17 protein-coding genes are annotated in these 21,179 nt (G+C 59.2%); 13 read left to right on the top strand and 4 right to left on the bottom strand.

Annotated elements, in window-relative coordinates; all coding sequences use genetic code 11:
• Positions 1-25: 25 nt before the first annotated feature.
• Positions 26-940, top strand: a complete 915-nt coding sequence (locus tag OQ248_RS02290; protein ID WP_265811921.1) for a DUF808 domain-containing protein — start codon at positions 26-28, stop codon at positions 938-940.
• Positions 941-1,069: 129 nt separating this feature from the next.
• Positions 1,070-1,447, top strand: coding sequence for a DUF805 domain-containing protein (locus OQ248_RS02285; protein ID WP_134825916.1), 378 nt, complete (start codon positions 1,070-1,072; stop codon positions 1,445-1,447).
• Positions 1,448-1,532: 85 nt separating this feature from the next.
• Here the strand turns inward: OQ248_RS02285 and OQ248_RS02280 are convergent, their stop codons facing one another.
• Positions 1,533-2,321: a VacJ family lipoprotein gene (locus OQ248_RS02280; RefSeq protein ID WP_085710534.1), complete on the bottom strand. Its 789-nt coding sequence runs from the start codon at positions 2,319-2,321 to the stop codon at positions 1,533-1,535.
• Positions 2,314-3,612, bottom strand: a complete 1,299-nt coding sequence (locus OQ248_RS02275) for a serine/threonine protein kinase (RefSeq protein WP_085710535.1) — start codon at positions 3,610-3,612, stop codon at positions 2,314-2,316. The genes OQ248_RS02280 and OQ248_RS02275 overlap by 8 nt, the downstream gene beginning before the upstream one ends.
• A gap of 223 nt (positions 3,613-3,835) precedes the next feature.
• On the opposite strand from OQ248_RS02275, the gene OQ248_RS02270 reads away from it, so the two are divergent.
• Entirely contained in the window at positions 3,836-4,204 is a 369-nt protein-coding gene (locus tag OQ248_RS02270; protein WP_134825917.1) for a hypothetical protein, read from the top strand.
• A gap of 122 nt (positions 4,205-4,326) precedes the next feature.
• On the opposite strand, the gene OQ248_RS02265 is transcribed toward OQ248_RS02270, so the two are convergent.
• Entirely contained in the window at positions 4,327-5,922 is a 1,596-nt protein-coding gene (locus OQ248_RS02265) for a beta (1-6) glucans synthase (protein WP_265811920.1), read from the bottom strand.
• 287 nt (positions 5,923-6,209) lie between these two features.
• Here OQ248_RS02265 and OQ248_RS02260 point away from each other — a divergent pair, with 287 nt between their 5' ends.
• The 3 genes from OQ248_RS02260 to OQ248_RS02250 all read left to right on the top strand — a co-directional run bounded on the left by OQ248_RS02260 (position 6,210) and on the right by OQ248_RS02250 (position 9,258).
• Positions 6,210-7,061, top strand: coding sequence for a glycine betaine ABC transporter substrate-binding protein (locus OQ248_RS02260; RefSeq protein WP_085710539.1), 852 nt, complete (start codon positions 6,210-6,212; stop codon positions 7,059-7,061).
• Between the two features lie 230 nt (positions 7,062-7,291).
• Positions 7,292-7,603, top strand: a complete 312-nt coding sequence (locus OQ248_RS02255; protein WP_085710541.1) for a DUF485 domain-containing protein — start codon at positions 7,292-7,294, stop codon at positions 7,601-7,603.
• Positions 7,600-9,258, top strand: coding sequence for a cation acetate symporter (locus OQ248_RS02250; protein WP_085710542.1), 1,659 nt, complete (start codon positions 7,600-7,602; stop codon positions 9,256-9,258). Before OQ248_RS02255 ends, OQ248_RS02250 begins: the two co-directional genes overlap by 4 nt.
• Before the next feature lie 1,024 nt (positions 9,259-10,282).
• Here OQ248_RS02250 and gltA read toward each other — a convergent pair.
• Positions 10,283-11,572, bottom strand: coding sequence for a citrate synthase (gltA, locus tag OQ248_RS02245; RefSeq protein WP_007959044.1), 1,290 nt, complete (start codon positions 11,570-11,572; stop codon positions 10,283-10,285).
• Between the two features lie 364 nt (positions 11,573-11,936).
• Here gltA and sdhC point away from each other — a divergent pair, with 364 nt between their 5' ends.
• The 7 genes from sdhC to lpdA all read left to right on the top strand — a co-directional run bounded on the left by sdhC (position 11,937) and on the right by lpdA (position 21,066).
• The gene (gene sdhC, locus OQ248_RS02240) at positions 11,937-12,311 is read left to right on the top strand and encodes a succinate dehydrogenase, cytochrome b556 subunit (RefSeq protein ID WP_011333113.1); all 375 of its coding nucleotides are present in this window, start codon (positions 11,937-11,939) and stop codon (positions 12,309-12,311) included.
• Complete coding sequence (gene sdhD / locus OQ248_RS02235) at positions 12,305-12,673, top strand: succinate dehydrogenase, hydrophobic membrane anchor protein (protein WP_085710546.1); 369 nt, start codon at positions 12,305-12,307, stop codon at positions 12,671-12,673. Before sdhC ends, sdhD begins: the two co-directional genes overlap by 7 nt.
• A gap of 3 nt (positions 12,674-12,676) precedes the next feature.
• Positions 12,677-14,449 (top strand): succinate dehydrogenase flavoprotein subunit, encoded by a 1,773-nt coding sequence (sdhA, locus tag OQ248_RS02230; protein WP_085710547.1) that lies wholly within the window; start codon positions 12,677-12,679, stop codon positions 14,447-14,449.
• 11 nt (positions 14,450-14,460) lie between these two features.
• Positions 14,461-15,165, top strand: coding sequence for a succinate dehydrogenase iron-sulfur subunit (locus tag OQ248_RS02225; RefSeq protein ID WP_065260469.1), 705 nt, complete (start codon positions 14,461-14,463; stop codon positions 15,163-15,165).
• 272 nt (positions 15,166-15,437) lie between these two features.
• The gene (locus tag OQ248_RS02220) at positions 15,438-18,269 is read left to right on the top strand and encodes a 2-oxoglutarate dehydrogenase E1 component (RefSeq protein WP_085710549.1); all 2,832 of its coding nucleotides are present in this window, start codon (positions 15,438-15,440) and stop codon (positions 18,267-18,269) included.
• A gap of 42 nt (positions 18,270-18,311) precedes the next feature.
• The gene (odhB, locus tag OQ248_RS02215) at positions 18,312-19,532 is read left to right on the top strand and encodes a 2-oxoglutarate dehydrogenase complex dihydrolipoyllysine-residue succinyltransferase (protein WP_114881938.1); all 1,221 of its coding nucleotides are present in this window, start codon (positions 18,312-18,314) and stop codon (positions 19,530-19,532) included.
• A 97-nt stretch (positions 19,533-19,629) separates the two neighbouring features.
• The gene (lpdA, locus tag OQ248_RS02210) at positions 19,630-21,066 is read left to right on the top strand and encodes a dihydrolipoyl dehydrogenase (RefSeq protein ID WP_265811919.1); all 1,437 of its coding nucleotides are present in this window, start codon (positions 19,630-19,632) and stop codon (positions 21,064-21,066) included.
• Positions 21,067-21,179: the final 113 nt, after the last annotated feature.

The following is a 21,179-nucleotide window of genomic DNA, read 5'->3' as shown; positions in this document are numbered from 1 at the left end:
TTTTTTACACAGGGAAGCCTGACCCATGGCAGGAAGCAGTTTGCTGGTGCTGATCGACGACATCGCCACCGTTCTGGACGATGTCGCATTGATGAGCAAAATGGCCGCCAAGAAGACCGCCGGGGTGCTCGGCGATGACCTGGCGCTCAATGCCCAGCAAGTCTCCGGCGTACGCGCCGAACGGGAAATTCCCGTGGTGTGGGCGGTGGCCAAGGGCTCGTTCGTCAACAAGCTGATCCTGGTGCCGTCGGCGCTGGCGATCAGTGCGTTCGTGCCGTGGCTGGTGACGCCGCTGCTGATGGTCGGCGGCGCCTATCTGTGCTTCGAGGGTTTCGAGAAACTCGCCCATCCGCTGCTGCACGGCAAGGATGAAGATCAGGCCGGGCATACGCAGTTGACCGAAGCGGTGGCCGATCCGGCGACCGATCTGGTGGCCTACGAGAAGGACAAGATCAAAGGCGCGATCCGCACCGACTTCATCCTCTCGGCGGAAATCATCGCCATCACCCTCGGCACCGTGGCCGAGGCGTCGCTGACCCAGCAAGTGATCGTGATGTCGGGCATCGCGGTCGTCATGACCGTGGGCGTCTACGGCCTGGTGGCCGGTATCGTCAAACTCGATGACCTCGGTCTGTGGCTGACCCAGAAGCCCGGCGCTGCGGCGAAGCGCATCGGCAACGCGATCCTGCGTGCCGCGCCTTACATGATGAAAGGCTTGTCGGTGATCGGCACGGCGGCGATGTTTCTGGTCGGCGGCGGCATCCTGACTCACGGCGTACCGGTGGTGCATCACTGGATCGAGAGCGTTGCCGCAGCGGCGGGCAGTGCAGGGTTTGCAGTACCCGTGTTGCTCAATGGCGTGGCAGGGGTTGTGGCGGGGGCGGTGGTGCTGGCGGTTGTGTCGGTCGTCGGCAAGATCTGGAAAGCGCTGAAAGGCTAAAAACTCGCGCCTCCCACATTTCTTTCAGATTGTTCCTACATTGTTGTTTTGAGGACATTCGTAGACTCCGCACCGCTGTTTCGCCAGTAACGGTTGGAACAGATTTTTCGGTAGCGAAGGGATTCTGGAATGAAATGGTATTTGCAGGTGTTGAGAAAGTACGCAACGTTCAAGGGGAGAGCCAGCAGAAAAGAGTTTTGGATGTTTTTTCTGATGGAAACCTGTTTGCAGGCGGTATTTCTTGCGATTGGATACGCTACGGAACTGAATAAAGAACCTTATTATTTGCTGGCACTGCCAATTTATGGCGTGTTGACCTTGAGCCCTCGTCTGGCAGTGATTTGGCGCAGGTATCACGACATGAATAAAAGCGGACTCAATATATTCTGGGCGGCTGTTCCTTTGGTCGGGCCGTTCATTCTTCTGATCACGTTGGCGGCAAGTGGGACTAAAGGGGAGAACAGTCACGGCCCGGACCCAAGGGAGCCAAAGGTTGTTCATGCTTGAAAGTTCAATCTGTAAGGATTGATCACCGTGAAATAAAAAAGGCCATTCGATTTGCATCGAATGGCCTTTTTTGCGGCTGCCGGTTTTACTCGGCGATCTGCAGTTTGCGCGATTCGGTGTACACGTAGCGCACCTTCTCGTACTCGAACGGCGAGTTCATCTGGCCGTAGCGGAAGCGGGTCTGATAACGCTTGTCGACCGCACGCAGCGCCCAGATTTCCGGGTGGTTTTCGCTGACTTTCGACACGTTCAGGTAGTTGATCGCCGATTCGGCGGTGTAGTCCACGGCCAGGCCGGCGGTGTCGCGGATGTTCGACGGGCCGAGGATCGGCAGCACGAAGTAGGCACCGCCCGGTACGCCGTAGAAGCCCAGGGTCTGGCCGAAGTCTTCGTTCTGGCGCGGCAGGCCCATGGCGGTGGCCGGGTCCCACAGGCCGGCGATGCCGATAGTGGTGTTGAGCAGCAGGCGCGCGGTGGTTTCCATCGAGCGCTTGCCCTTGAACTGCAGCAGGCTGTTGACCAGGTTCGGCACGTCGCCAAGGTTGTTGAAGAAGTTGCTCACACCGGAGCGCACGAAACCGGGCGTGACGTAGCGATAGCCATCGACCACCGGCAGGAACACCCATTGGTCGAAGCGGTAGTTGAAGTGGTAGACCCGGCGGTTCCACGACTCCAGTGGGTCATACACGTTCAGTGCGTTGAGCGTCGAGCGCTCGAACTCACGCTGGTCCAGACCCGGGTTGAACTTGAGTTTGGACAGCGGCTCCTTGAAGCCGTCACTGTCGACCACCACCGGTGCGTTGGCTTTGCTGTTGTCGGCCTGGGCCACGCCTGCACAGAGTAACGCTGCAAACAGCAGGAGATATTTAGCCACGGAAGAACTCCAGCATGGCGTCGCTGTTGACGCGGTAGTTAAGGTTGCCGCAATGGCCGCCCAGTGGGTAAACCGTCAGGCGATCGCCGAAGGTCTTGCGCAGGAAACCGAGGTCGCCGGGGCCGAGGATCACGTCGTCGGCGTTGTGCATCACGGCGATTTTCGGGCTGTCGTGCAGGTAATCCTTGAGGGCGTACAGGCTGACCTGATCGATCAGTTGCAGCAGGCTGCCGCCGTCGGTGCGGGCGCGCCACATCGGGATCACCTGTTCGGTCAGGTAGCAGTCGAAGTCGCATTGCAGCGCACGCTTGAGGAACGGCGTGAGGCTGGTGCCTTCGGTGATCGGGAATTTCGGCGGGGTGATCAGGCCGCGACGGTTGATCAGGTCCGAAGTGAAGGCGATGTCCGCCGCCGAGAAGCGGAACGAGGTGCCGATCAGCATCGCCATCTGCTCGTTGCTCAGGTGCTGCTTGGACTGCTGGAAGTCGTAGAGCAGCGCGTCGTTGAGGTCGATGTAGCCTTTCTGCTGGAAGTAGCGGGTCAGCTTGGCCAGCACCAGTTCATAGAACGTGGTGCTGTTGTTGATGCCCTTGACCTCGGTCTGCACCAGCTTGTCGAGGTTGGTGATCGAGGTGTACAGGTTGACCGGCGGATTCAGCAGCAGCACTTTCTTGAAGTTGAAACTGCGGCGGGTTTCGTCCAGGTGGGCGACGAACGCTGCGTCCAGCGCACCGAGGCTGTAACCGCTGAGGTAATAGTCGGTGACCGGCACTTTCGGGTTTTGCGCACGCACGGCCTGCATCACCCGGTACATGTCTTCGGCGTCTTCCTTGGTCACCCCGGGGGTGGCGAAACGCGAGGCGGCGCTCATGAAGTCGAAACTGGTGGGGGAGGACAGCTGCACCACGTGGTAGCCGGCCTTGTAGTAGAGCTTTTTCAGGTATTCGTTGAGGCTGCTGTCATACCGCGCGCCGGTGCCGGCAATCAGGAAGATCAGCGGGGCTGCCTTGTCCTGGGTGGCGATGCGATAGGTGAGTTTTTTCACTGCCCAGAAGTTGTCCGGCAGGATGAACTCGCGTTCCGGGCGCAGAGTGACGCTGCGGTCGGTCTGATTGATGTCGTCGTCCGACGGCAACTCCGGACGCAGGTCCGGCGGCGTGGTGGCGATGGTCGCTTCGAACGGGTTGGTCAGCGGATAGCCATAACTGGCGGCGTCGATATCCACCGCCAGCGCGGACGCACTCAGGATAAGGCCGCCAAACAGGGCGGCGAAGCGCAAGGATCGGAGCATGAGTGAATCCCTTAAAGGAAGGTGCCGAATGAGGTTCGCAGGCTATGACCACTGGGTTAGCGCCAAAGTGCCATGCATCGGCACCAATCAGACGGAATTCGGGGTAATAGTAGCCGGACGATACACTTTGCGCGGATCGAAAGACCAGTTAAGAGTTGTTAGTTCTTGCACACGGCTGGCAGGCGATTAAGCTGGCCGCCGATTTCATCGTTTGGAGTGTTCCATGTCCCGCCGCTTGCCCGTGATTCTGCTGCTCGTTCTGTTGCCGTTATGGCTGGCCGCCAGTTATGGCGCGCGTTATGGCTTCATGGAGGACGCGCAATGGGTGGGCATTTGTGTTGACGAGGCGAGCCGTTGGGAATGCTCGGTGCGCTCGAACCTGGGACTGATGATTCATTTCCAGATGCTCGGCTGGGCGGCGGTCGCGGCTGCCGTGATCGGTTTTGTCGTACCGGGACGGGCAGGGTGGTGGCTGGCGGTGCTGGCGCTGGTGTTCGGGTTTCCGGCGCTGGCGTTGTACAACACCACGCTGGCGGTGTTTGCGGTGGTGATTGCCGGGTTGCGGCTGGTGCGGGAATCTCGCAGCGTCTGACCGTCAGTCATCGCGGGCAAGCCCGCTCCCACAGTGGTGCGTGGCGCACACAAAACCCGAGCTTGACTCGGTCACTGTGGGAGCTGGCTTGCCAGCGAAGAGGCCGGTTCAGCCTCTGAAGATCAGCGGTTGCGAACCCGCAGGCAGCGCCATAACGCGGCCACCATCAATCCGCTGACCAGTGCCCAGCCCCAGGCCTGCTGATTCTGCAGGCCTTCGCGGAACAGCTGCGGCGCAATGCAGGCACCGATGATGAAGGTCAGCAAGGCAATTTCCCGGCGGGCCACCGGCACCGGCCGGCACAGGTAAACCAGTGCCGGCAGAATGAACGCCGCACTCGCGAAGCTGCGATAGCGCGGATCGAACACCATCTCCAGCACCATTATCGCTGCCGCAAAACCGGCCGCCGCAACCAGCCAGCCTGCTTGTCGTTCGAACGCATCGAAGGCTCGCTCACGCCAGCCGCTGCGGGCGCTCAAGGTCAGTGCGGCATGGGTCAGCACCAGCAGATTCAGCACAGTCAGCAGACCGACCCACACCCATTCGCTGGCGAAGCGTGTGGTCAGCCATGCCAGGTTGGCCCAGGCGCCGATCGAGCAGGCGGCGAGGGCGCCAAGCAATGGCAGCACCAGCGCTGAACGCGTTGTGCGAACCCGGCCGCCAAGCATCAAAGTGCCGACAAAGATCAGACCACCGAGCGCCAGCCAGCGCGACCAGTCAGGGACGTTGGATACCGGCCCGGCCAGCACGCCTTTGTCCTGGCGATCCGCATCGAACAGCCCCCAGTAACCGCCGACCGCGCCTTCGCTGCCGCGCTTCCACGGCTGGTCGAAGGCTTCGATCAGGTTGTAATGCCAGCCTTGCTGTTCGGCCAGGGTGACAAAACCGCGAATGAACTTCGCTTCGTTGACCCGGCTCGGCAATGCGGTCTCCCGCTGACGGCCTTCGCTCGGCCAGCCGGTTTCGCCGATCATCACGTCCTTGGGGGCGAACTTGTTGCCGAACACCTGGCGCACATCGGCCACGTGTTGCAGGGCGGCGTCGATGTTCGAAGGATCATCTTCCCAGTACGGCAGCAAATGAATGGTCAGGAAGTCCACCGCCGGCGCGACTTCCGGGTGCTTGAGCCAGAACTCCCAGACATCGGCGTAGGTCACCGGTTGCTTGATATGACTTTTGGCCTTGTTGATCAGCTTCGCCAGTTGCGCTCCGGTGACTTCTTTGCGCAGCAAGGCTTCGTTGCCGACGATCACCGCACTGACCACGTCCGGGTTGGCGTTGGCCGAGGCGATCAGCAGATCGACTTCTTTCTCGGTGTCCACCGGGTTGCTGTTGACCCAGGCGCCGATCATCAGCTTCAAACCATGCTTGCGCGCCAGTTCCGGCAGGGCTTCGAGGCCGGTCATGGAATAGGTGCGGATGCATTCGAAGCGGGTGGCGAGCAGGGCGAGGTCGGCGTCCATGCGCTCCGGGCGCAGTTTGAACGGCATGTCGAACGGCGACTGATCCTTGTCGAACGGCGTATAGGACGCGCATTGCAACTTGTGGGTCGGGGTGGCGACGTCCGGCAGAATCACCGGTTTGCCGAGGCCGTACCAGAAGCCGCAAAGCGCAAACAGGCCGAGCAGGCAGGCGAACAGATAAGGAAGAAAAGGGAAGCGGGAGGATGCGGACATGGTCAGGCCGAGTGGCTGCAAAGCGACGCATGTTACCTGCATTTATAGAGGGGTTGGTGGCCTGCATGTTTTTGACATGCAAAGTTCGGGCGGATTGTCTGGCGTCAAATATTCAGACGCAGTTAATGGCTTTCTGATGTCGTTTCTCGTTGCTTCGAGGTCGCTGGCAGAGCAGGTCGCTGTGTGCGTCAGGTTGATGATCAAAGCCATCAGTACTCCGCTGATGTTCGAACGAGTTTGCGGTCAGGCGTGATGGGGGCGCTGTGCACCATAACAATACGTTGACGATGCCCGGCATCCGTCGGGCGCAGCATTTCGGGGAAGTAACGATGAAGATGCGACGACTTTTAGGCGCAGGTGCCGCACTGGTGCTTGCGATGAGCTCCACTTTCGCCAGCGCTGAAAAACAGACCCTGAACATCGGTTACGTTGACGGCTGGTCCGACAGCGTCGCGACCACCCACGTGGCGGCCGAGGTGATCAAACAGAAACTCGGCTACGACGTGAAGCTCCAGGCCGTCGCCACCGGGATCATGTGGCAGGGCGTTGCCACCGGCAAACTCGACGCCATGCTGTCGGCCTGGCTGCCGGTGACCCACGGCGAATACTGGGCGAAGAACAAGGATCTGGTCGTCGATTACGGCCCGAACTTCAAGGACGCGAAAATCGGCCTGATCGTGCCCGAGTACGTCAAAGCCAAATCCATCGAAGACCTGAAAACCGACGACAGCTTCAAGAATCGTATCGTCGGCATCGACGCCGGCTCAGGCGTGATGCTCAAGACCGACCAGGCGATCAAGGATTACGGCCTGACCGGTTACACCCTCAAGGCCAGTTCCGGCGCCGGCATGATCGCCGAGCTGACCCGCGCCGAGAAAAAGAACGAATCCATCGCCGTGACCGGCTGGGTGCCGCACTGGATGTTCGCCAAGTGGAAGCTGCGCTTCCTCGATGACCCGAAAGGCGTGTATGGCGCGGCTGAAACCGTGAACAGCATCGGCAGCAAGGAGCTGGATGCCAAGGCGCCGGAAGTGGCGAAGTTCCTGAAGAACTTCCAGTGGGCCTCCAAAGACGAAATCGGTCAGGTCATGCTGGCGATTCAGGACGGTGCCAAACCTGAAGCCGCTGCCAAGGACTGGGTCGCCAAACATCCGGACCGCGTGGCTGAATGGACCAAGTAATATAAGTCGAAGCGTCTAGTCTGCGCTTCCCAGGGCCGCCCGGCATTTACGTCGGGCGGCCTTTTTTATGGCCCTTCCTTTAATGGCGGATGCGCACCTTTTTCGGGCCGTCTGGAAATTGGCAAAAACGCCATGGCGTTCTACTACTAAGGTCGTCTGGAAGCCGGCTCGCAGCCGCATACAGTGGATACGTTCCAAAAATAAAAATCTGTGCTGCGAGGATAAAAACAATGAACGACAGCATTTACCTCTCTATTCAGAACAGCCCGCGCTTCAAGGAGCTGGTGAAAAAAAGGGAAAGGTTCGCCTGGATACTCTCGGCGATCATGCTAGGGCTCTACTCCGGATTCATCCTGCTGATTGCGTACGGGCCGCAAGTGCTCGGGACCAAGATCAGTGCCGGTTCATCGATCACCTGGGGCATCCCCATCGGTGTCGGGCTGATTGTCTCGGCCTTCATCCTGACCGGTATCTACGTGCGCCGCGCCAATGGCGAGTTCGACGACCTGAACAATGCGATTCTCAAGGAGGCTCAGCAATGATCCGGCGTCTACTGGCTCTTTTGAGCATCGCAGCGTTCGCTCCAGCCGCCTGGGCCGCTGACGCCCTCACCGGCGAAGTCCACAAACAACCGCTCAACGTTTCCGCGATCGTCATGTTCGTGGTGTTTGTCGGCGCGACCCTGTGCATCACCTACTGGGCCTCCAAACGCAACAAGTCGGCTGCCGACTACTATGCGGCGGGCGGCAAGATCACCGGTTTCCAGAACGGTCTGGCGATTGCCGGTGACTACATGTCGGCGGCGTCCTTCCTGGGGATTTCCGCGCTGGTGTTCACCTCCGGCTACGACGGCCTGATCTACTCGATCGGCTTCCTGGTGGGCTGGCCGATCATTCTGTTCCTGATCGCCGAGCGCCTGCGCAACCTGGGCAAATACACCTTTGCCGACGTGGCGTCCTACCGCCTCGGGCAAACCCAGATCCGCACGCTGTCGGCCTGCGGTTCGCTGGTGGTGGTGGCGTTCTACCTGATCGCGCAAATGGTCGGTGCCGGCAAGCTGATCCAGCTGCTGTTTGGCCTCGACTACCACGTTGCGGTGATTCTGGTGGGTATCCTGATGTGCCTGTACGTGCTGTTCGGCGGCATGCTGGCGACCACCTGGGTGCAGATCATCAAGGCGGTGCTGTTGCTGTCCGGTGCCTCGTTCATGGCGCTGATGGTGATGAAGCACGTCAACTTCGACTTCAACACCCTGTTCTCCGAATCCATCAAGGTTCACGCCAAGGGCGAAGCGATCATGAGCCCCGGCGGTCTGGTGAAAGACCCGATCTCGGCGTTCTCCCTCGGCCTGGCACTGATGTTCGGTACCGCCGGCCTGCCGCACATCCTGATGCGCTTCTTCACCGTGAGCGACGCGAAAGAAGCCCGCAAGAGCGTGCTGTATGCGACCGGTTTCATCGGCTACTTCTACATCCTGACCTTCATCATCGGCTTCGGCGCGATCCTGCTGGTCAGCACCAACCCGGCCTTTAAAGATGCAGCGGGCGCTCTGCTCGGCGGCAACAACATGGCGGCGGTGCACCTGGCCAACGCCGTGGGCGGCAGCATCTTCCTCGGCTTCATCTCGGCCGTGGCGTTCGCGACCATTCTGGCGGTAGTGGCGGGCCTGACCCTGGCCGGTGCTTCGGCGGTGTCTCACGACCTGTACGCCAGCGTGATCAAGAAGGGCAAGGCCAACGAGAAGGATGAGATCCGCGTTTCGAAGATCACCACCGTCGCACTGGGCGTGCTGGCCATCGGCCTGGGCATCCTGTTCGAAAGCCAGAACATCGCGTTCATGGTTGGCCTGGCGTTCTCCATTGCGGCCAGCTGCAACTTCCCGGTTCTGCTGCTTTCGATGTACTGGAAGAAACTGACCACCCGCGGCGCCATGATTGGCGGCTGGCTGGGTCTGGTGAGTGCGGTGGGCCTGATGATTCTTGGTCCGACCATCTGGGTGCAGATTCTGCATCATGAGAAAGCGATCTTCCCTTACGAGTATCCGGCGCTGTTTTCGATGATCATTGCGTTTATCGGGATCTGGTTCTTCTCGATCACCGACAAGTCGGCGGCGGCAGAGAACGAGCGTGCGCTGTTCTTCCCGCAGTTTGTGCGTTCGCAGACGGGGTTGGGGGCTAGTGGGGCGGTTTCGCACTGAGGCTTTTTGTGTAGGTTGAGTTGAATGGAAAATGCCCTGGTCGAGAGATTGGGGCGTTTTTTTTGTGGGCTTTTTGATTGAGTACATATCCGTTGCTGCGGTAACGGCTTCCTAGGGTTCCGCCCTTACGGCGGGTCACTTTTGGCAAACGCCCCAAAAGTAACCAAAAGGTCTCTACCCTGACGTACGGCCCCTCGCTGAGGCTCGGGGTTCCTTCGCTCCGGGATCGATCCGGGGGCATCGCCTACGGTTTGCTTCGCTGCACCTCCTCTCGATGAATGCGGCTTCGCCGCACGGCGCTGCGCGCCTACCCCCTGATGAACACCTCCGCTCGGCCTGCCGAAGAGGCTGAAGATCAAAAGCTACGTCAAAAGCCAGGTCAAGAGCCCCTCACCCTAGCCCTCTCCCGGAGGGAGAGGGAACCGACCAAGTTGTTTGGGAGAGTTGCTCCGACGTGCAATACCGAGTCGAACTCAAGCTTTGAAAAGCACGCCAATCGGCTCCCTCTCCTAGGGGAGAGGGCTGGGGTGAGGGGTAAATCCACCACAAAACCAAAGCCGAACACCCGCCCCTCACCACTCAAAACGATGAGCGTTAGCTCGAGTAAAGCTTTTGATCTCAAGGCCCGTCGGCAGGCTGAGTGGAGGGATTGATCCGGGGTGGGAGCGCAGCGACCGTTTGGCGAAGCCAAACACATCGAGAGGAGGTGCAGCGAAGCAAACCGTAGGCGATGCCCCCTGATGGACACCGTAGCGAGGGAACACTGAGCCTAAGCGAAGTGCCGTACGCCGGGGCCATGACTTTTTGGTTACTTTTGACTGGGCCGGCATTCCGGGCGTTTGTCAAAAGTGACTCGCTGTAAGAGCGAAACCGCCAGCGGCAGCACCCGAAGAAACGGATATGTACCCAATCAACAAAAAAACCAGTCGGCCCAAAGGCCGCTGAGATGAAACAAACAAAAACGGCCCCCATTCACATGGAGGCCGTTCCCGTTACAACTCAAGACGTTATCGCAAGACAGGTCTTATTTGCGGTCTTCCAGCTTGGTAATGTCACGCGACTCGTAGCCGGTGTACAGCTGGCGCGGACGGCCAATCTTGTACGGGCTGGAGAGCATTTCCTTCCAGTGCGAGATCCAGCCGACAGTACGTGCCAGGGCGAAGATCACGGTGAACATGCTGGTCGGAATGCCAATCGCCTTGAGGATGATCCCCGAGTAGAAGTCGACGTTCGGGTACAGCGAGCGTTCGATGAAGTACGGGTCGGTCAGGGCGATCTCTTCCAGACGCATGGCCAGTTCGAGTTGCGGATCGTTCTGGATGCCCAGTTCCTTCAACACTTCGTCGCAGGTCTGCTTCATCACGGTTGCACGTGGGTCGCGGTTCTTGTAGACGCGGTGACCGAAGCCCATCAGCTTGAACGGATCGTTCTTGTCCTTGGCCTTGGCGATGAACTTGTCGATGTTCGAGACATCGCCGATTTCATCGAGCATGGTCAGCACGGCTTCGTTCGCACCGCCGTGGGCAGGGCCCCACAGTGCGGCAATACCGGCGGCGATACAGGCGAACGGGTTGGCACCCGAGGAGCCCGCCAGACGCACGGTGGAGGTCGAAGCGTTCTGCTCGTGGTCGGCGTGGAGGATGAAGATCCGGTCCATGGCCTTGGCGAGTACCGGGCTGATCGGTTTGATCTCGCACGGGGTGTTGAACATCATGTGCAGGAAGTTTTCCGCGTACGACAGGTCGTTGCGCGGGTACATCATGGGTTGGCCCATGGAGTACTTGTAAACCATCGCGGCCAGGGTCGGCATCTTGGCAACCAGGCGGATCGCGGAGATTTCGCGATGCTGCGGGTTATTGATGTCGAGGGAGTCGTGGTAGAAGGCCGAGAGGGCGCCGACTACACCACACATGACAGCCATCGGGTGGGCGTCACGGCGGAAGCCGTTGAAGAAGGTTTTCAGCTGCTCGTGAACCATGGTGTGGTTCTTCACGGTGCCGACGAACTGGGCCTTTTGCTCTGCAGTCGGCAGTTCGCCGTTCAGCAGCAGGTAGCAGGTTTCCAGGTAGTCCGACTTTTCAGCCAGCTGTTCGATCGGGTAGCCGCGGTGCAACAGGATGCCGTTGTCGCCGTCGATATAGGTGATCTTCGATTCGCAGGAAGCGGTCGACATGAAACCGGGGTCGAAAGTGAAGCGGCCCGTGGCCGTCAGGCCCCGAACATCGATTACATCGGGACCAACGGTGCCGGTTAAAATGGGCAGCTCGACGGGGGCTGCGCCCTCGATGATCAACTGCGCTTTTTTGTCAGCCATGTGGCCTCCTATTTATGCTTGAAATCATCAGACAGACCCCCCACGCAGGGCCCGCACCACTATAGTGAGATAAATTCGAATGTCAATTTGCCTAAAGTCTTGCTCCAGAAGGCTTTAACCGCACTTTTTCCTCGAAATTGCCTGCCATTTACGCCTTTTATACAACTTGTGCAATCAGCTATTGGGGGTAGGCGATTGCGTTGTCATTAGTAGCCTAACTGTCTATACTCGGCGACCGACCGCCAAGGGCTTTTGGGCTTGCTTTCATTGGGGGTCGCATCCCTGGGTGGTGGTTACCTGACCAGTGCACTCCCCAACAACTTTGCCCTGATTGTTAGGGGCTCTTCAGTGTGAAAAAAAAGCCGTGAAAAGCCAACGACCTGTAAACCTAGACCTAAGGACCATCAAACTCCCCATCACCGGCGTTACGTCGTTTCTTCACCGTGTTTCCGGCATCATCCTCTTCCTGGGCCTTGGCATCATGCTTTATGCATTGGGCAAATCCCTGGGTTCCGAGGAAGGTTATGTCGAGGTGAAGGCATGCTTGACCAGCCCGCTGGCCAAGTTCGTAGCATGGGGCCTCCTGTCCGCTCTGCTGTATCACCTGGTTGCCGGTGTGCGCCACTTGATCATGGACATGGGCATCGGTGAGACGCTGGAAGGCGGCCGCCTGGGCTCGAAACTGATCATCGCCGTTTCCGTGGTGCTGATCGTTCTGGCAGGAGTTTGGATATGGTAACCAGCGTTACAAACCTTTCGCGTTCGGGCCTCTATGACTGGATGGCACAGCGCGTGTCTGCGGTCGTTCTCGCGGCTTATTTCATTTTCCTGATCGGCTACCTCGCCGCTCACCCGGGCATCGGTTATGAACAATGGCATGGCCTGTTCGCCCACAACGGAATGCGTATCTTCAGTCTGCTGGCACTGGTTGCCCTGGGCGCTCACGCCTGGGTCGGCATGTGGACCATCGCGACCGACTACCTGACGCCGATGGCGCTGGGCAAGTCCGCGACTGCAGTACGTTTCCTTTTCCAGGCAGTATGCGGCGTCGCGATGTTCGCTTACTTCGTCTGGGGTGTGCAGATTCTCTGGGGTATCTGATTCATGGCTAACATTCCAACGATTTCTTTCGACGCCATCATCATTGGTGGCGGCGGTGCCGGCATGCGCGCTGCGCTGCAGCTGGCACAGGGCGGTCACAAGACTGCCGTGATCACCAAGGTCTTCCCGACCCGTTCGCACACTGTATCCGCCCAGGGCGGCATCACCTGCGCCATCGCGTCCGCTGACCCGAACGATGACTGGCGCTGGCACATGTACGATACCGTCAAGGGTTCCGACTACATCGGTGACCAGGACGCTATCGAATACATGTGTCAGGAAGGCCCGGCTGCGGTTTTCGAGCTGGACCACATGGGTCTGCCGTTCTCGCGTACCGAAACCGGTCGTATCTACCAGCGTCCGTTCGGCGGTCAGTCGAAGGATTACGGTAAAGGCGGGCAGGCTGCCCGTACCTGCGCCGCTTCCGACCGTACCGGTCACGCGCTGCTGCACACCCTTTATCAGGGCAACCTGAAAGCCGGTACCACGTTCCTGAACGAGTACTACGCTGTCGATCTGGTCAAGAACGACGCGGGCGACTTCGTCGGTGTGATCGCAATCTGCATCGAAACCGGTGAAACCACCTACATCCGCGCCAAGGCCACCGTACTGGCGACCGGCGGTGCAGGCCGTATCTACGCTTCCACCACCAACGCCCTGATCAACACCGGTGACGGCGTCGGCATGGCTCTGCGTGCTGGCGTGCCGGTACAAGACATTGAAATGTGGCAGTTCCACCCGACCGGCATCGCCGGCGCCGGTGTACTGGTTACCGAAGGTTGCCGTGGTGAAGGTGGTTACCTGATCAACAAGCACGGCGAGCGTTTCATGGAGCGTTATGCTCCGAACGCCAAAGACCTGGCTGGTCGTGACGTGGTTGCCCGCTCGATGGTTAAAGAAATCATCGCCGGCAACGGTTGCGGTCCGAATGGCGACCACGTAATGCTCAAGCTCGACCACCTGGGCGAGGAAGTGCTGCACAGCCGTCTGCCTGGCATCTGCGAACTGTCGAAGACTTTCGCGCACGTTGACCCGGTGGTTGCTCCGGTTCCGGTTGTTCCGACCTGCCACTACATGATGGGCGGCGTTGCCACCAACATTCACGGCCAGGCAATCACCCAGAACGCCGAAGGCGTGGATCAGATCATTCCAGGTCTGTTCGCCGTAGGTGAAGTGGCTTGCGTATCGGTTCACGGCGCCAACCGTCTGGGCGGCAACTCGCTGCTCGACCTGGTGGTCTTCGGTCGCGCTGCCGGCCTGCACCTCGAGAAAGCCCTGACTGACGGCATCGAATACGATGACGCCACCGAAGCCAACATCGAAGCTGCCCTGGCACGCCTGAGCGCGCTGAACAACCGTACCGACGGCGAAGACGTCGCTACCCTGCGTCGCGAGCTGCAAAGCTGCATGCAGAACTACTTCGGTGTGTTCCGTACCGGCGAATACATGCAGAAGGGTATTGCCCAGCTGGCCGATCTGCGCAAGCGCATCGCCAACGTGAAGATCAACGATAAGTCGCAGGCGTTCAACACTGCACGTATCGAAGCGCTGGAACTGCAAAACCTGCTGGAAGTGGCTGAAGCTACCGCCATTGCTGCCGAAGTACGTAAAGAGTCCCGCGGCGCTCACGCCCGTGAAGACTTCGAAGACCGTGACGACGAAAACTGGCTGTGCCACACCCTGTACTTCCCGGGTGAGAAACGTGTCGCCAAGCGTGCCGTGAACTTCTCGCCGAAGACTGTTCCGACTTTCGAACCAAAAGTCCGGACTTATTAAGGGTGACCGCCATGTTGAAAGTCAGTGTTTATCGTTACAACCCTGATCAGGACGCTGCGCCGTTCATGCAGGAGTTCCAGGTCGATACCGGTGGTAAGGACCTGATGGTGCTGGACGTGCTGGCCCTGATCAAAGAGCAGGACGAAGGTTTCTCCTATCGTCGCTCCTGCCGTGAAGGTGTTTGCGGCTCCGACGGCATGAACATCAACGGCAAGAACGGCCTGGCGTGCATCACGCCGCTGTCCGCTGTCGTCAAAGGTAACAAGTTGGTCATCCGTCCTCTGCCAGGTTTGCCGGTTATCCGTGACCTGGTCGTCGATATGAGCATCTTCTACAAGCAATACGAGAAGGTTAAGCCATTCCTGCAGAACGACACGCCGGCTCCGGCCATCGAGCGTCTGCAGTCCCCTGAAGAGCGTGAAAAGCTCGACGGTCTGTACGAGTGCATCCTGTGCGCCTGCTGCTCGACCTCTTGCCCGTCCTTCTGGTGGAACCCGGACAAATTCCTGGGTCCGGCCGCACTGCTGCAAGCGTACCGCTTCCTGGCAGACAGCCGTGACACCAAGACGTCCGAGCGTCTGGCGTCCCTCGATGACCCGTTCAGCGTTTTCCGCTGCCGGGGCATCATGAACTGCGTCAACGTATGTCCGAAAGGCCTGAACCCGACTAAGGCCATCGGTCACATCCGTAACATGCTGCTTTCGAGCGGCGTGTGATTCAGAAGCTGTAACTGCCGCTGTAAAAAGCGGCATCGCTGCACCGTACAGGTCAAGGCGCGGGCTTCAACCCGCGCCCTGGCTATAACCAGAGCAACAGCCATAAGCTGCGGCTCTTATTTTGAAGAAATGAGACAAGCAGGGGCATCCGGGCTGGTACCCGGACTATCAGTGTGATCCTAAGTGGCTTGTTTTGGTCGCTGCATTCGGACTTCTGCAAGTTTGCTCGGTGTCGACACCGATGGTGTTCCCCTAACCGAGGGTGACCAAGCATGCAAGAAAGCGTGATGCAGCGCATGTGGAACAGCGCCTACCTTTCAGGTGGAAACGCTGCCTATGTGGAAGAGCTTTATGAGCTCTACCTGCACGACCCTAACGCTGTGCCAGAAGAGTGGCGCACCTACTTTCAGAAGCTGCCCGCCGACGGCGGCTCTGCCACCGATGTTTCGCACTCCACAATTCGCGATCATTTCGTGCTGCTGGCGAAGAACCAGCGCCGCGCCCAACCGGTTTCCGCCGGCAGCGTGAGCAGTGAGCACGAGAAGAAGCAAGTTGAAGTGCTGCGATTGATCCAGGCCTACCGTATGCGTGGCCACCAGGCAGCCCAGCTTGACCCGCTGGGGCTGTGGCAGCGTCCTGCACCTGCAGACCTGTCGATCAATCATTACGGCTTGACCAATGCCGATCTTGATACGACCTTCCGTGCCGGCGACCTGTTCATCGGCAAAGAGGAAGCGAGCCTACGCGAAATTCACGAAGCGTTGCAGCAGACATATTGCCGCACCATCGGCGCTGAATTTACGCACATCACCGATTCCGAGCAGCGCCAGTGGTTCCAGCAGCGTCTGGAAAGCGTACGTGGCCGTCCGGAATACTCCGCCGACATCAAGAGCCACCTGCTCGAGCGCGTGACGGCCGGTGAAGGCCTGGAAAAATACCTGGGTACCAAATACCCGGGCACCAAGCGTTTCGGTCTGGAAGGCGGCGAAAGCCTGATTCCGATGCTCGACGAACTGATCCAGCGTTCCGGCTCGTACGGCACCAAGGAAGTCGTCATCGGCATGGCCCACCGTGGCCGTCTGAACGTGCTGGTCAACACCTTCGGCAAGAACCCGCGCGAGCTGTTCGACGAGTTCGAAGGCAAGAAGAAGGTCGAGCTGGGTTCCGGTGACGTTAAATACCACCAGGGCTTCTCGTCCAACGTGATGACCGCCGGCGGTGAAGTTCACCTGGCCATGGCGTTCAACCCGTCCCACCTGGAAATCGTTTCCCCGGTGGTTGAAGGTTCGGTGCGTGCCCGTCAGGACCGTCGCAACGACGCGACCGGCGAAAAAGTACTGCCGATCTCCATCCACGGTGATGCTGCATTCGCAGGTCAGGGCGTGGTGATGGAAACCTTCCAGATGTCGCAGACCCGCGGTTTCAAGACCGGCGGTACCGTGCACATCGTGATCAACAACCAGGTCGGTTTCACCATCAGCAACCCGCTGGACTCGCGTTCCACCGAGTACGCCACCGACGTTGCGAAGATGATCCAGGCGCCGATCCTCCATGTGAATGGCGATGATCCGGAAGCCGTACTGTTCGTGACCCAGCTGGCCATCGACTACCGCATGCAGTTCAAGCGTGACGTGGTGATCGACCTGGTCTGCTACCGCCGTCGCGGCCACAACGAGGCCGACGAGCCAAGCGGCACCCAGCCGCTGATGTATCAGCAGATCACCAAGCAGCGCACCACCCGTGAGCTGTACGCTGATCGTCTGACCCAGGGCGGTGTGCTGGACGCAGAGCGTGTTCAGGCGAAAGTCGACGAATACCGCAACGCGCTGGACAACGGTCTGCACGTAGTGAAATCGCTGGTCAAAGAGCCGAACAAAGAGCTGTTCGTGGACTGGCGTCCGTATCTGGGCCACGCCTGGACTGCGCGTCACGACACTCGCTTCGATCTGAAGACCCTGCAGGAACTGTCCGCCAAGCTGCTGGAAATTCCGGAAGGCTTCGTGGTTCAGCGTCAGGTCGCGAAGATCTACGAAGACCGTCAGAAGATGCAAGCCGGTGGCCTGCCGATCAACTGGGGTTATGCCGAAACCATGGCGTACGCGACCCTGGCTTTCGAAGGTCACCCGATCCGCATGACCGGTCAGGACATCGGCCGCGGTACGTTCTCGCACCGTCACGCTGTTCTGCACAACCAGAAAGATGCCGGCACCTACATTCCGCTGAAACACCTGTACGAAGGTCAGCCACGCTTCGACCTGTACGACTCGTTCCTGTCGGAAGAAGCGGTTCTGGCGTTCGAATACGGTTACTCGACCACCACGCCGAACGCGCTGGTGATCTGGGAAGCCCAGTTCGGCGACTTCGCCAACGGTGCACAGGTTGTTATCGACCAGTTCATCACCAGCGGCGAGCACAAGTGGGGCCGTCTCTGCGGTCTGACCATGCTGCTGCCGCACGGCTACGAAGGCCAGGGCCCTGAGCACAGCTCGGCACGTCTTGAGCGTTACCTGCAGCTGTGCGCCGAGCACAACATTCAGGTGTGCATGCCGACGACTCCGGCGCAGATCTACCACTTGCTGCGTCGTCAGGTGATCCGCCCGCTGCGCAAGCCGCTGGTAGTCCTGACTCCGAAGTCGCTGCTGCGCCACAAACTGGCAATCTCGACGCTGGAAGATCTGGCCGAAGGTTCGTTCCAGACCGTTATCCCGGAAATCGATGCACTGGACCCGAAAAAGGTCGAGCGCGTGGTTCTGTGCAGCGGCAAGGTCTACTACGACCTGCTGGAAAAACGCCGTGCCGAAGGCCGCGAAGATATCGCCATCGTGCGTATCGAGCAGCTGTACCCGTTCCCTGAGGACGACTTGAAAGAAGTCCTGGCTCCTTACACCAACGCCAAAGCGGCGGTCTGGTGCCAGGAAGAGCCGATGAACCAGGGCGCCTGGTACTGCAGCCAGCACCACCTGCGTCGCAGCATCAGTAACCTCAACAAATCTCTCGTACTCGAGTACGCGGGCCGTGAGGCTTCTGCTGCACCTGCATGTGGTTACGCATCGATGCACGCCGAGCAGCAGGAAAAACTGCTGCAAGACGCGTTTACCGTTTAACGCCTTCGCGCACCTGAAACCGAATTTAAGGAACCACAGACAATGGCTATCGAGATCAAAGCCCCCACTTTCCCGGAATCGGTTGCCGATGGCACCGTTGCAACCTGGCACAAACAACCGGGCGACGCCGTCAAGCGTGACGAACTGATCGTCGACATCGAAACCGACAAGGTCGTCCTGGAAGTGCTGGCGACCGCCGACGGCGTGCTGGGCGCAATCGTCAAGGGCGAGGGTGACACCGTCCTGTCCGACGAAGTCCTGGGCTCCATCGTTGAAGGCGGCGCTGCTGCCGCTGCACCGGCTGCCGCTGCTGCTCCGGCCGCTGCTGCCGCTGCCCCGGCTGCTGCCGGCGCTGACGAAGATGCGATCGCTGCTCCGGCCGCTCGCAAGCTGGCCGAAGAAAACGGCATCAACCTGGCTTCCGTAAAAGGCACCGGCAAAGACGGCCGTGTGACCAAGGAAGACGTGGTTGCCGCTGTTGAAGCGAAGAAATCCGCTCCGGCTGCTGCACCGAAAGCCGCTGCTCCGGCCGCTGCCGCTCCTGTGTTCGCCGCTGGCGACCGCATCGAGAAGCGCGTTCCGATGACCCGCGTTCGTGCCACCGTTGCCAAGCGTCTGGTTGAAGCCCAGTCGAACATGGCGATGCTGACCACTTTCAACGAAGTCGACATGACCGAAGTCATGGCGCTGCGTTCGAAGTACAAGGACCTGTTCGAGAAGTCCCACAACGGCGTACGCCTGGGCTTCATGTCGTTCTTCGTGAAGGCTGCCACCGAAGCGCTGAAACGCTTCCCGGCGGTCAACGCTTCGATCGACGGCAACGACATCGTTTACCACGGTTATGCCGACATCGGCGTTGCTGTTTCCAGCGACCGTGGCCTGGTAGTTCCGGTTCTGCGTAACGCCGAACACATGAGCCTGGCTGAAATCGAAGGCGGCATCGCCACCTTCGGCAAGAAGGCCCGTGACGGCAAGCTGTCGATGGACGAGATGACCGGCGGTACCTTCACCATCACCAACGGTGGTACCTTCGGTTCGATGATGTCGACCCCGATCGTCAACCCGCCGCAGGCAGCGATTCTGGGCATGCACAACATCATCCAGCGTCCGATGGCCATCAACGGTCAGGTCGTTATCCGTCCGATGATGTACCTGGCACTGTCCTACGATCACCGTCTGATCGATGGCAAAGAAGCTGTGACTTTCCTGGTGACCATCAAGAACCTGCTGGAAGATCCGGCTCGTCTGTTGCTGGATATCTGATAGAAGCAGCCATGAGCTGCAGGTTTCAGGCTGCCGGAAACGGCAGTCTGGCTTGCAGCTTGCGGCTTGAAGCTTTTCGCTAAAGAGGATTTTTTGAATGTCGCAGAAATTTGACGTAGTAGTGATCGGTGCGGGCCCTGGCGGCTACGTAGCTGCCATCAAGGCCGCGCAACTCGGTCTGAGCACTGCCTGCATCGAGAAGTACACCGATGCTGAAGGCAAGCAAGCCCTGGGCGGCACCTGCCTGAACGTAGGCTGCATTCCGTCCAAGGCGCTGCTGGACAGCTCCTGGAAATACAAGGAAGCCAAAGAAAGCTTCAACGTTCACGGTATCTCGACCGGCGAAGTCAAAATGGACGTCGCTGCGATGGTTGGCCGCAAGGCTGGCATCGTCAAGAACCTGACCGGCGGCGTTGCCACCCTGTTCAAGGCCAACGGCGTTACTTCGATCCAGGGCCACGGCAAACTGCTGGCCGGCAAGAAAGTCGAAGTCACCAAGCCGGACGGCTCGGTTGAAGTCATCGAAGCCGAAAACGTGATCCTGGCTCCAGGTTCGCGTCCGATCGACATTCCACCGGCTCCGGTTGATCAGAAAGTCATCGTCGATTCGACTGGCGCCCTGGAATTCCAGGCCGTACCTAAGCGTCTGGGCGTGATCGGCGCTGGCGTGATCGGTCTGGAACTGGGTTCGGTATGGTCGCGTCTGGGTTCGGAAGTAGTTGTCCTGGAAGCCCTGGACACCTTCCTGATGGCAGCGGACACCGCTGTTTCCAAGGAAGCGCTGAAAACCCTGACCAAACAGGGTCTGGACATCAAACTGGGCGCTCGCGTAACCGGTTCGAAAGTGAACGGCGACGAAGTCGTTGTGAACTACACCGATGCCAACGGCGAACAGACCATCACTTTCGACAAGCTGATCGTAGCCGTTGGTCGCCGTCCGGTGACCACTGATCTGCTGGCTGCCGACAGCGGCGTGACCCTGGACGAGCGCGGTTTCGTGCACGTTGACGATCACTGCGCCACTACCGTACCGGGCGTCTACGCCATCGGTGACGTGGTTCGCGGCATGATGCTGGCTCACAAAGCCTCGGAAGAGGGCATCATGGTTGTCGAGCGCATCAAGGGCCACAAGGCCCAGATGAACTATGACCTGATCCCTTCGGTTATTTATACTCACCCGGAAATCGCATGGGTTGGTAAAACCGAGCAGGCCTTGAAAGCTGAAGGCGTTGAAGTTAACGTCGGCACCTTCCCGTTCGCAGCATCCGGCCGTGCCATGGCCGCCAACGATACCGGTGGTTTCGTCAAGGTCATCGCCGATGCCAAGACTGACCGCGTATTGGGCGTGCACGTGATTGGCCCGAGCGCTGCAGAACTGGTTCAGCAGGGCGCGATCGGTATGGAATTCGGCACCAGCGCTGAAGACCTGGGCATGATGGTTTTCTCCCATCCGACCCTGTCCGAAGCCTTGCACGAAGCAGCTCTGGCAGTGAATGGCGGCGCCATCCACATTGCCAACCGCAAGAAGCGTTGAGGGCTTTGTGAAAGCGTAGCGAGCGACGGAAAGACAAGGCAAAAACAGGTGAGAAAGCGGAGTTGACGTCAGTCAATGAGCATTTCGAACCTGTTTTTAACGCAGTATTTCCT

This window comes from Pseudomonas sp. COW5 (assembly GCF_026240005.1).
GTDB lineage: Bacteria > Pseudomonadota > Gammaproteobacteria > Pseudomonadales > Pseudomonadaceae > Aquipseudomonas > Aquipseudomonas kribbensis.
This window is presented reverse-complemented; position numbering and strand designations above follow the sequence as displayed.